9 protein-coding genes are annotated in these 11,348 nt (G+C 73.2%); 7 read left to right on the forward strand and 2 right to left on the reverse strand.

The features are described 5' to 3' along the window. The first annotated feature begins 568 nt into the window (after positions 1 to 568). From lexA to DZF91_RS17140, 5 genes are all read left to right on the forward strand, one after another. Complete coding sequence (lexA, locus tag DZF91_RS17120; protein WP_199486697.1) at positions 569 to 1,261, forward strand: transcriptional repressor LexA; 693 nt, start codon at positions 569 to 571, stop codon at positions 1,259 to 1,261. 162 nt (positions 1,262 to 1,423) lie between these two features. Then, the gene (locus DZF91_RS17125) at positions 1,424 to 2,146 is read left to right on the forward strand and encodes a hypothetical protein (protein ID WP_117358460.1); all 723 of its coding nucleotides are present in this window, start codon (positions 1,424 to 1,426) and stop codon (positions 2,144 to 2,146) included. 219 nt (positions 2,147 to 2,365) lie between these two features. Beyond that, positions 2,366 to 2,824: a cupin domain-containing protein gene (locus tag DZF91_RS17130; protein ID WP_117358461.1), complete on the forward strand. Its 459-nt coding sequence runs from the start codon at positions 2,366 to 2,368 to the stop codon at positions 2,822 to 2,824. A gap of 389 nt (positions 2,825 to 3,213) precedes the next feature. Continuing rightward, on the forward strand, positions 3,214 to 4,110 hold the full coding sequence (locus DZF91_RS17135; protein ID WP_117358462.1) for an ABC transporter ATP-binding protein: 897 nt from the start codon (positions 3,214 to 3,216) through the stop codon (positions 4,108 to 4,110). Continuing rightward, positions 4,107 to 4,868 (forward strand): ABC transporter permease, encoded by a 762-nt coding sequence (locus tag DZF91_RS17140; protein WP_117358463.1) that lies wholly within the window; start codon positions 4,107 to 4,109, stop codon positions 4,866 to 4,868. Before DZF91_RS17135 ends, DZF91_RS17140 begins: the two co-directional genes overlap by 4 nt. A gap of 115 nt (positions 4,869 to 4,983) precedes the next feature. On the opposite strand, the gene DZF91_RS17145 is transcribed toward DZF91_RS17140, so the two are convergent. Further along, positions 4,984 to 6,720, reverse strand: coding sequence for a M64 family metallopeptidase (locus DZF91_RS17145; protein ID WP_117358464.1), 1,737 nt, complete (start codon positions 6,718 to 6,720; stop codon positions 4,984 to 4,986). Positions 6,721 to 7,058: 338 nt separating this feature from the next. Here DZF91_RS17145 and DZF91_RS17150 point away from each other — a divergent pair, with 338 nt between their 5' ends. Continuing rightward, positions 7,059 to 7,865 carry a CDP-alcohol phosphatidyltransferase family protein gene (locus tag DZF91_RS17150; RefSeq protein ID WP_199486696.1) on the forward strand — a complete coding sequence of 269 codons (807 nt, stop codon included), beginning with the start codon at positions 7,059 to 7,061 and terminating at the stop codon, positions 7,863 to 7,865. A 44-nt stretch (positions 7,866 to 7,909) separates the two neighbouring features. Beyond that, complete coding sequence (locus tag DZF91_RS17155) at positions 7,910 to 10,408, forward strand: mannose-1-phosphate guanyltransferase (RefSeq protein ID WP_117358466.1); 2,499 nt, start codon at positions 7,910 to 7,912, stop codon at positions 10,406 to 10,408. 4 nt (positions 10,409 to 10,412) lie between these two features. Here the strand turns inward: DZF91_RS17155 and DZF91_RS17160 are convergent. Next, on the reverse strand, positions 10,413 to 11,348 hold a 936-nt coding region (locus DZF91_RS17160; protein WP_117358467.1), incomplete at its 5' end, for an aminotransferase class I/II-fold pyridoxal phosphate-dependent enzyme.

The raw sequence follows: 11,348 nt of genomic DNA on the forward strand, positions 1-11,348 counted from the left end.
ACGGGCGGGCCGGGGAGCGGTCGGCGCGGGGTCGGCGTTCGCGGCGGCGGTCGGGCCGGCCAGGAACGCGGCGCCGGCGAGGGCGGCGACGGCCGCCCCGATGAGACGTCGGGTCATGTCGATCGGGTCCTCTCGGGCGGGAGACGGTCCGCCGCGACCGCGGCGGAGGTGTCAGGACTCGGGACCAAGCGATGTCAGCGCGATGCTAGATCAGCTGCACGACCCCCGGAAGATTCGAATCTGCCAGTAAAGAAGCCGCTGTTACGACAGATCCCGCCATTCACCTGGACCCGGCGCCGCACACAGTGTCCGGCCGGTGACGGCGTCCAACGATACGCGCGCGCCCCGCCCTACCCCGGCCACCTACGCCCACCCCGCGTGGCGCCCACCCCCGGAACCCGCGCGTCCCGCGTCCGGGTCCGCGCGTCCCGCGTCCGGGTCCGCGCGTCCCGCGTCGGGTGTTCTGCGCTCCGCATCGCGCATCGCGCGTCCCGCGTTCTGCGCCACCGTGTGCATGTCGCTGCCGGCCGGGGAGGATCCCACGCGCCGGGTCGCGGCGTCCCGCTGGATGTCGGACCCGGCCTCTAGCATTTCGCCCGTGACCACCTACGAAGATCTTGACGGTTTCGCGGGCCTGGACGTGTCGGCCCTGACCCAGCGCCAGCAGCGCATCCTCGCCGCGATCCGGGACTGGGTGGTCAGGCACGGCTACCCGCCCAGCACGCGCGAGATCGGCGACGCCGTCGGCCTGCGCTCGACGTCCTCGGTCTCCCGCCACCTGCGCGTCCTGGAGGACCTGGGCTTCCTCAACCGGTCCGCCTCGGTGTCCCGCCCGATCGACGTCCGGATGTTCCTGCGCGAGCCGGGCGGCCCCGCGTCCGGTGACGCGTCGGTGCCCGTGCCCGTCGTCGGCCGCATCGCCGCCGGTACGCCCATCTCCGCCGAGGAGCACGTGGACGACACACTGGCGCTGCCGCGCGAGCTGACCGGCCGCGGCACGGTCTTCGCGCTGCGCGTCCGGGGCGACTCCATGGTCGACGCGGCGATCTGCGACGGCGACCTGGTCGTCGTCCGGCAGCAGCCCGAGGCGCACTCCGGGCAGATCGTCGCGGCGATGCTCGACGACGAGGCCACCGTGAAGGTCTACCGCCGCCGCGGCGGCCACGTCCTCCTCGAACCCCGCAACCCGGCCTACGACGTCATCGACGGCGACGACGCCGTGATCCTGGGGGTGGTCGTCTCCGTCCTGCGCAGCGTCTGAGCCCGCCGGGCCACGATCCGGCGGAGGGGCCGATACGGCTGAGGAACGCGACGCGACGCGCCGCCGCACCCGCGGAACGGCACGGCGATGCTGGCGGCAGACCGGCGGATGGGGTTTCCTTTACCTCATGTCTCTCCGTGCGCCCGGGCGGCTGACCGCCGAGTGAGCGATCGCCACGACCTCATCATCGCGACCGCGGAGCGGGGGGACCTCGACCACGCCTGCGCGCTCGCCCTGGCGGTCGACTCCCCGCGCTACCGGGACCTCGCCTTCGCCGACATCGCGCGGATCGCCGACGCCGCGGGCTCGCTCGAACGCGCCGAGGACGCCCTGTCCCGCATCCTGGATCCGCACGTGCGCTCGCTCGTCCAGAGCGAACTGCTCGGCAACGCGGCGGCCAGGCACGACTTCGAGCGCGCGGAACGCATCGCGCGCGCCGCCCCCGAACCCCACGTCCGGACGGGCCTGCTCCTCGCGGTCATCCGCGCCCTCGCCGCCGCCGGACGGCGCGACCGCGCGCTCGCGCTGGCGGACGAACTCCGGCGCGCGGCCCACGACCAGCGCGATCCGCTGGACCGCGACTGGGCGTCCCTCGACGCGGTGATGGCCGCGATCGCCGCCGACGACCTCCACGGAGCCCTCCGGACGGCCGAGGCGATCGGCAGCCCCGTCGTCCGGGTGGGCGCCCTCGCCGAGATCGCGAAGGCCGCCGACGATCCCGCCCTGGCCGCCCGCCTCCTCGACCAGGCCACCGCCCTGGCCCGCTCCCTGCCGTCCCGCGCCGACCGGGCGACCGCCCTCCTCAGCGTCCTGCGCGCCCACCCGGCTCCGCCCGACCAGGCCCCTCCGCGGCCGCACTCCCCGAAGGCCCTGACCGGTTCCTGACCGGCCGCGCCATCGCGTTCACCGAACCGCTCACCTCGGCAGCTCCCCGAACCGCTCACTGCGACCGTTCAGCTCAGCCGAGCGCCGCAGCCGCGCGCCGTGGATCGCGCGCCTCGGAAGTTGGAAAGACCGTGTCCGGGGACCCGCCTCTCATAGACATCCGGACTGTGGTCCGCTTATATTAAGCGGACCACAGTCCGGATCAAGGAGTGTTCGTCGATGCGTCTGCGTCATCTCGCGGTCGCGGCAGCGGTGGGCGGTCTGCTGCTCACCGCGTCCGAGGCCGCCGCCCAGTCGTCTTCAGCGCCGAAGCCTTCCGCCGACAAGGCGGTCTATGTTCCTTTGCGCGGCGGGCAATGGCAGCCCTGCGAAGGGCTCGCCGGTTGCACCTTCAAGTCGCTGCGCGGTAATCCCGAGACCGGGCCGTCGGAGGCCGTCTTCCGGCTGAAGGCGGGCACGGAATTCGCCCCGCACTGGCACACCAGCCCCGAGCACGTCCTCGGTATCTCGGGCAGGCTGAGCTGGAACGTCAAGGGTGGTCCGCATGCCCGGATCGGCCAGGGCGACTTCCTCTATTACCCGTCCAAGGCAGTTCACTGGGGCAAGTGCCTTGACGGTGCGGACTGCGTCTACAAGGTCTACGACGACCTGCCCTACGACTTCCATGCGGGCAGATAAAGACCGCAGTACCTCTGAATGGCGTGGCCCGGCTCTGCCGTGGCCACGCCATTTCTGTTCTCACCCCCATGGCGTCCGTGTCCTCCAGGTCCCGCGCTCGCACCGACCCTGCCGACTCGCCAGGGACGCTGAACCCCCCGGCCGGACGAGGCGTGACGCGTCTCCGCCGCTGCGCGGAGGCCGGAGCGGACGGCGTCCCCGCCTCGCGCCCCTGATCTGCACCGAACTTACATCGTCTTCAAAGATCTTGATGCAAACCTGAGGAAAATCAAGATCCATCCATTGCAGGATCAATAAAGTCAAGATACAACTGAGGCTCTGACGCGCGCCGAGCGCGCCGGGGCACGGTGCGGTGTCCCGCGGGGGTGACCGGAGAGAGGGAACGTCCGATGACGGAACAGGAGGTCCCCGCGATCCGCGTGCGGGGCCTGGAGAAGGCGTACAAGCGGCTGAAGGTGCTGCGCGGTGTGGACTTCGACGTGGCGCGCGGCCAGGTCTTCGCGCTGCTCGGCTCGAACGGGGCCGGCAAGACCACGGTCGTGAACATCCTGGCCACGCTGCTCAAGGCCGACGCGGGGACGGCCACGGTCCTCGGGTACGACGTCGCGACGCACGGCGCGGACGTCCGCGAGTCCATCAGCCTCACGGGGCAGTTCGCGGCCGTGGACGAGATTCTCACCGGCCGGGAGAACCTGGTCCTCATCGCCCGGCTGCGGCACGTGAAGGACCCTGGGGCGGTCGCGGACGCCCTGCTGGAGCGGGTCTCGCTGACCGACGCCGCCGCGCGCCGGGTCGCCACCTACTCGGGCGGGATGCGCCGCAGACTCGACATCGCGATGAGCCTCATCGGGAGCCCGCCCGTCATCTTCCTCGACGAGCCGACGACCGGCCTGGATCCGCAGGCGCGGCTCGAGGTGTGGGCGGCCGTCCGGGAACTCGCCGGGCGGGGCACGACCGTCCTGCTCACCACCCAGTACCTGGACGAGGCCGAGCACCTCGCCGACCGGATCGCGATCCTGCACCGCGGCCGGATCATCGTGACCGGCACCCTCGCCGAACTCCGGGCGCTGCTGCCGCCCGCCGAGGTCGAGTACGTCGAGAGGCAGCCGACGCTCGAAGACGTCTTCCTCGCCCTCGTCGGCGACGAACCCCCACAGGACGAACCTCAACAGGACGAACCCCGGCAGGACGAACCCCGGCAGGACGGACCAGGGGGAGCGGAACCGGACCGGGACGCGGGCGACGGACACGACGTGCGCGCGGCGAGCGAGGAGCGGCAGCGATGAGGACGCGTTTCCTGAGCGACACGGCCGCGCTGCTGGGACGGTCCCTGCGGCACGTCCTGCGCAGCCCGGACACCATCATCACGACCTCGGTCATGCCGATCGCCTTCATGCTGCTGTTCGTGTACGTCTTCGGCGGCGCGGTGGCGGCGGGGCCGGGCAGGTACGTCGACTACCTGCTGCCCGGCATCCTGGTCATCACGATCGCGTCGGGCGTGTCCTACACGGCCTTCCGGCTCTTCCTGGACATGGCGAGCGGCATCTTCGGACGCTTCCAGTCCCTGCCGATCGCGCGGTCGTCGGTGCTGTGGGCCCACGTGCTGACCTCGGTGGTCGCCAACGCGGTCTCGCTCGCGGTCGTCGTCCTCGTCGCGCTGCTCATGGGCTTCCGCTCCGGCGCGGGGGTGGCGGCGTGGCTCGGGATCGCGGGCCTCCTGCTGCTGCTCACCTTCACCCTGACCTGGCTCGCCGTCCTGCCCGGCCTGTCGGCCAAGTCCGCGGACGGTGCGAGCGCGTTCTCCTACCCGCTGATCTTCCTGCCGTTCGTCAGCTCGGCGTTCGTCCCCACGCGGACGATGCCCGGACCGGTGCGCGCGTTCGCCGAGCACCAGCCGGTGACGTCCATCGTCGACACGATCCGCGCGCTGTTCGCCGGCCGTCCGGTCGGCGACGACATCTGGACGGCGCTCGCCTGGTGCGTGGGCGTCCTCGTCATCGCGTACGTCCTGGCCATGGCCGCGTTCCGGCGCAAGCTCGCCTGACCCGCGCCCGGCCGGCACGTTCCGTCCGCCGAGGCGTTCCCACCTCGGCGGACGGAACCGGAACCGCCGGACGGACCCGGACAAAAGGACGGGCCGGAACCGCCGGACGGGCCGCTCAGCGCAGGACGGCCGTGAGGCTGCGCGGCTTCCCGGCGTTCCCGGCGGCGTCGATGGCCCGGTACTCGATGGTGTGGCGGCCGGCGGCGAGCCTGCCGTAGATCAGGTCGTCGATGTTCGTCCCCGTCTTGGTGAACAGGAACGGACGCGTCGAGTCGGTCGGCCAGCCGAAGTAGTTGTACCAACCGTCGCCGTCCACACGGAACTCGGCGACCACGTACCCGGACCGGTCGTCGGACGGGGTGAGCTTCAGCGTCAGCCGGTCACCGGCGGGCGGCTGCTCCGCCTGGGCGGTCACGGTGGGCGGCGTCGCGTCCACCGTCCACGTGCGGGTGGCCGTGCCGACGGTCGCGGTGACCCGGTGCGTCCCGGGGCGGAGCGGCGGCAGGCGCAGGTCGCGGTCGGCCCGGACGCGGCGTCCGTCCAGGCGCCACTCGATCCGCGGCGCCGACGTCGCGGGATGCGTCGTCTCGGCGGCGATGACGGCGTGCGCGCCGACGGGGCGGTCGGTCGGCGTCGTCGTGGTGAAGCCGGGCGCGGTGGTGTCCGGCGGGGTCCGCAGGGACGTGTCGACCGTCCACGTGCGCGTCTGGGCGAACGACGCGCGGACGGCGGGGTCGCGGATGAAGGCGGTCGGGTCGTCCACCCGCACCGTGACCCGGTGCGTGCCGCGCTTCAGGCGGAGGGTCCGCAGGTCCAGGTCGTGCCCGGCGCGGACGGGCCGCCCGTCCACGGTCCAGGCGACGCGCAGCGCGTGGTCGACGGGGTGCAGGGTCTCCAGCCAGAGCACCCGGTCGGCGCCGACGGTCCCCTCGGGCGTGGCGTCCTGGACCAGGTCGACCTTCCGCGAGATGGCCTGGGTCATCCGCTCGCGGCCGACCTGGTCGTAGTAGTAGCCGAGCCTCTTCATGATCGAGTGCTCGCTCGGCCGCCAGACGCCCCGGCTGTGGTAGAGGCCGCCCTCGTGGCGGCCGATCGTGCCGCCCGCCTCGCTGCGCTCGCCGAGCCAGCGCCACCACTTCTGCCGCCGCTGCCGCATCTCGTCCTCGGTCAGCAGCGTGTGGTGGATCGACTCGGGCTCGCCGCCGGTGTAGGTGCCGCCGGGGACGCCCCGGTAGTAGTAGTCGTACTCGTCGTCCAGTCCGCCGACCGAGTGGCCGAGCTCGTGCGGGGAGATCAGCGCGGACATGGCGTTGCCGCCGGACGCGGTCGCGTACGTGCCGCCCGCGCCGCCGTAGGTGGTGCTGTTGGCCAGGGCGAGGATCTGCCGGTTCGCCGCGGGAACGTCCTTGACCAGCCCCGCGTACCGGTTCGCGGCGTCGTCGTCCATGACCAGCAGCCGCTGGATGCCGTCGGTCCGGCAGCCGCTCCAGAAGGACATCCCGAGCGGCGTGTCCTTCCGCGCGTCCGTCACGCCGGGGTCGCAGCTCACTCCCGAGACCTTGGACGGGATCTCCACCCGGTACACGTTGATGTAGCTGCGGTACGACTTGTAGGGCTCGATGCTCCACAGCACGTTCAGGTGCTTGTCGACGTTCTGCCGGAACGCCGGCATGTCGGCCTCGGTGTAGCCGTCGCCGAGCACCACGAGGTTGAACCGCTTGGCGGGGTCGCCGGTCACCTGGACGGGGACGACCGTGGCGGCGGGCCCGTCGGCGCGGGCGGGCGGGACGGCCGCGACCGCGGACAGGGGGATGATGGCCGCCGCGAGAGCGGCGGCCGCGCGAATGAGCATGGGCTGACCTCCTGAGCCGATCATGGTGGAGGCCGGGGGCCGCGGCCCATTCCCCAGGCGGATAAAACAGAAGATATGGGTCGTTCGGCCGATACCGGTCAGGATGTGAACAGCCGGCCGCCCCGGCCCGCGTCCGCGGACGGCGGACGCGGCGGGCGGGGGCAAGCGGTGCCGCGCCGTCCGGACACTGGGTGCGGGTGCCGGACGGGGCGTAGCGTGCCGGGGGACCGCCCAGAGCCCACCCCTGGGTCCGCCTCCCCGGCGGCCGGACGCCCCCGGGGGCTTTCGCATCCTTACCGATAGGGTCAGGATCAAGGGACAGGGAGGCGAGCACGGCGGTGGATGCTGAGACCGGGACGGGGACGGGGCCGGAGCCGGTGACGGGCCGGATCTGGACGGTGCCCAACCTGCTGAGCTTCGCGCGGCTGCTCGGCGTGCCCGTGTTCCTCTGGCTGGTGCTGGCCGGCCACGACTGGTGGGCGCTCGGCGTGCTGGTGTTCGCCGGGCTGTCGGACTGGCTGGACGGCAAGCTGGCGCGCGCCCTGAACCAGACCAGCCGGCTCGGCACGGTGCTCGACCCGGCCGCCGACCGGCTCTACATCTTCGCCACCCTCGTCGGGCTGACCGCCCGCGAGGTGATCCCGCTCTGGCTCGTGCTGGTCCTGGTCGGCCGGGAGGCGGCGATCACCCCGATCGTCCCGATCATGCGGCGGCTGGGCTACGCGGGCACCCTGCCCGTCCACTTCATCGGCAAGGCGGGCACCATGTGCCTGCTCTACGCCTTCCCGCTGCTGCTGGTCGGCGACCACCACGGCTGGTGGGCCACGGCCGCCCGCGTCGGCGGCTGGGCCTTCGCGATCTGGGGCGTCGGCCTCTACTGGTGGGCCGCCGTCCTCTACTGGGCGCAGACCGTCCAGCTCGCCCGGGCCGCCCGCGCCGAGACCGGCGCCAACCCGGACGGCCCCGCTCCCGACGGCCCGGCCCCGGACGGCCCCGCGCGCAACGGCTCCGTCCCCGACGGCTCGGCGAGGAACGGCTCCGTCCAGGGCGGTCCGGGACGCGGCGACCCCCCGGCGGCGGCTCCGCTCCCCGCCCCGGAGCGCGGCGCGGCCGGCGACCAGAAGGGAGCGGAGACCCCCCGTTGACATCCACCCCCGGATGCCGTCGGTTCTACCCCTGAGGAGACCGGATGAAGGCCGTTGTGATGGCGGGCGGCGAGGGGACGCGGCTGCGTCCGATGACCGCCAACCAGCCCAAGCCCCTGCTCCCGCTGGTCAACCGGCCGATCATGGAGCACGTGCTGCGCCTGCTGAAGCGGCACGGGTTCGACGAGACCGTGGTGACGGTGCAGTTCCTCGCCGCGCTGATCCGCAACTACTTCGGGGACGGCGAGGAGCTCGGGATGAGCCTCAGCTACGCCACCGAGGAGGTGCCGCTCGGCACCGCGGGCAGCGTGAAGAACGCCGAGGAGGCGCTGCGCGACGACCGGTTCCTGGTGATCTCCGGGGACGCGCTCACCGACATCGACCTCACCGACATGGTGCGGTTCCACCGGGAGAACGGCGCGCTCGTCACGATCGGCCTCAAGCGCGTCCCGAACCCCCTGGAGTTCGGGATCATCATCGTGGACGAGCGGGGCCGCATCCAGCGCTTCCTGGAGAAGCCGACCTGGGGCCAGGTGTTCTCCGACACCGTCAACACCGGCATCTACGTCATGGAGCCGGAGGTGCTCGACCACGTCGCCGCCGGCGAGTCGGTCGACTGGTCCGGCGACGTCTTCCCGCGCCTGCTCGCCGAGGGCGCGCCGCTGTACGGGTACGTGGCCGACTGCTACTGGGAGGACGTCGGCACCCACGAGAGCTACCTCAAGGCCCAGGCCGACATGCTGTCCGGCCTGGTCGACCTGCCCGTGGACGGGTTCGAGGTGTCGCCGGGCGTGTTCGTCGCCGAGGGCGCCGAGGTGGACGCCGAGGCCGTCCTGAAGGGCCCGCTCTACATCGGCGACTACGCCAAGGTCGAGGCGGGCGTCGAGCTGCGCGAGTTCACCGTCCTCGGCAGCAACGTGGTGGTGAAGGAGGGCGCGTTCCTGCACCGGGCCGTCGTCCACGACAACGTGTTCGTCGGGCCGTCGGCGAACCTGCGCGGCTGCGTGGTCGGCAAGAACACCGACGTCATGGCGGGCGCGCGGGTCGAGGAGGGCGCGGTCGTCGGCGACGAGTGCGTCATCGAGGCCGAGGCGTACCTGTCCAACGGAGTCAAGGTCTACCCGTTCAAGACCATCGAGGCCGGCGCGGTCGTCAACACCAGCGTGATCTGGGAGTCCCGGGGCCAGCGCAACCTGTTCGGGCCGCGCGGCGTGTCCGGGCTGATCAACGTCGAGATCACCCCGGAGCTGGCGGTCCGGCTGGCCAGCGCGTACGCGACGACGCTGAAGAAGGGCACCACGGTCGTCACCGGCCGGGACGCCTCGCGCGCCGCCCGCACCCTCAAGCGCGCGGTGATCAGCGCGCTCACCGCGTCCGCGATCGACGTCCAGGACCTGGAGGCGTGCGCGCTGCCGATGGCGCGGTTCGAGACCGCCCGCGAGGACTGCTGCGGCGGCATCTACATCCACACCACGGCGGGCGACCCGCAGGGCGTGGACATCCTGTTCCTGGACGAGGACGGCGCCGACCTGTCGCAGGCCGCGCAGCGCAAGCTGGAGCGGGTCTACGGCCGCCAGGAGTTCCGCCGCGCGTTCCCCGGCGAGATCGCCGAGCTGACCTATCCGGCCCGCGCCGTGGAGACCTACACCCGCGACCTGCTGCGCCGGGTGGACACCACCGGCGTCCGCGAGGCCGGGCTGAAGCTCGTGCTGGACTGCGCGGGCGGCACCGCCTCGCTGGCGCTGCCGACGCTGCTCGGCAAGGTCGGTGTCGACGTGCTGACCCGCAACGCCAAGCTGGACGAGGCGAACCCGACCGAGACGCTCGCCGAGCGGATGCGCGACCTGCAGCGGCTCGGCGAGCTGGTGTCCTCCTCGCGGGCCGCGTTCGGGGTCCGGTTCGACCCGGTCGGCGAGCGGATCTCGCTGGTGGACGAGAACGGCGAGCTGATCAGCGACGAGCGGGCGCTGCTGGTGATGCTGGACCTGGTCGCGGCCGAGCGCCGGACCGGCCGGGTCGCGCTCCCGGTCACCACGACCCGGGTCGCCGAGCAGGTGTGCCGGTTCCACGGCGTCCGGGTGCAGTGGGTGTCCACCTCCCAGGACGTGCTGACCCGCGCCGCCGCCCAGCCCGACGTGGTCTTCGCCGCGGACGGCCGGGGCGGGTTCCTGATGCCGGAGTTCTCCACCACCGTGGACGGGATCGCGGCGTTCGTCCGGCTCGTCGGGCTGGTCGCCCGGACCCGGCTCACGCTGTCGCAGATCGACCGCCGCATCCCCGAGGCGCACCTGCTGCGCCGCTCGGTGCCGACCCCGTGGGCGGCCAAGGGAAGCGTGATGCGGACGGTCGTGGAGGCCGCGGGAGGCCGCACGATCGACACCACCGACGGCGTCCGCGTGGTGGAGGCCGACGGCCGGTGGGTGCTGGTGCTGCCCGATCCGTCCGAGGCCGTCACGCACCTGTGGGCCGAGGGCCCCGACGCCGACGCCGCCCAGGAGCTCCTGGCGGAGTGGGCCCGCGTCGTCGAACACGCCGGAACCTGATCCGTCACCGGCGACCGGGCGCCTCCGGGGCGTCGGGTCCGCGCCGGGCGAGGTCGGCCAGCAGGTCCAGCGAGCGGGCGAGCCCGGCGTGCGACGGCGAGGCCAGTCCCAGCCGGACGGCCGCGGGCGTGGCGTCGGGGGCGGTGGCGAACACCGCCCCCGGTGTGACCGTGACGCCGAGCCGGGCCGCCGCGCCCGCGAACGCCTCGGCGCGCCACGGAGCGGGCAGCTCCCACCAGCAGAAGTACGACCGGGGCGCGGCCGACACCGTGAAGCCCTCCAGCCGTTCCAGGGCGAGGGAGCGCCGGGCCGCCGCGTCCCGGCGCTTGGCCTCGGCGAGGGCGGCGACGGTGCCGTCCGCCAGCCACTCCGTCGCGGCCTCCAGCGCGTACCCGGTGGGCGCCCACGCCCCCGCGCGCAGCGTTTCGGCGACCCGCCCCCGGAGCGCCCGGGGGACGGCGAGGAACCCGGTCGTCAGGCCGGGCGAGACCCGCTTGGACAGGCTGTCCACGACGATCGCCGACTCCGGGAGCAGGTCCGCCAGCGGCGATGTGTCCGCGAGGAACGACCAGACCCGGTCCTCCACCAGCGGGACGCCCAGCTCGGCGAGCGTCCCGGCGAGCGCGCCCCGCCGCCCCGGCGGGACGGTCAGCCCGGTCGGATTGTGCAGGGCCGGTTGCAGATATACGGCCCCGAGCGGCGCCCGGCGGTGCGCCTCGGCCAGGGCGTCCGGACGCGGCCCGTCGCCGTCCGAGGCGATCGGGACGGCCCGGACCCCGAGCCGGGCGAGCAGGCCCTTGACCACGGGATACGTCAACGGCTCGACCCCGAGGCGCCCGCCCGGCGGGACCAGCGCCGCGACCGCCCCCGCGACGGCCTGGCGGCCGTTGGCGGCGAACAGCACCGCGTCGGGGTCGGCGATTCCCAGCAGGGCCGCGGC

It is taken from the genome of Actinomadura logoneensis (genome assembly GCF_003428695.1).
GTDB classification, from domain to species: domain Bacteria; phylum Actinomycetota; class Actinomycetes; order Streptosporangiales; family Streptosporangiaceae; genus Spirillospora; species Spirillospora logoneensis.

Bases quoted from the DNA above. Each gene is read 5' to 3' on its own strand.
- DZF91_RS17140 (WP_117358463.1), top strand. From the start codon at position 4,107: ATGAGGACGCGTTTCCTGAGCGACACGGCCGCGCTGCTGGGACGGTCC.
- lexA (WP_199486697.1), top strand. From the start codon at position 569: ATGTCGGACCCGGCCTCTAGCATTTCGCCCGTGACCACCTACGAAGAT.
- DZF91_RS17135 (WP_117358462.1), top strand. From the start codon at position 3,214: ATGACGGAACAGGAGGTCCCCGCGATCCGCGTGCGGGGCCTGGAGAAG.
- DZF91_RS17155 (WP_117358466.1), top strand. From the start codon at position 7,910: ATGAAGGCCGTTGTGATGGCGGGCGGCGAGGGGACGCGGCTGCGTCCG.
- DZF91_RS17145 (WP_117358464.1), bottom strand. From the start codon at position 6,720: ATGCTCATTCGCGCGGCCGCCGCTCTCGCGGCGGCCATCATCCCCCTG.
- DZF91_RS17130 (WP_117358461.1), top strand. From the start codon at position 2,366: ATGCGTCTGCGTCATCTCGCGGTCGCGGCAGCGGTGGGCGGTCTGCTG.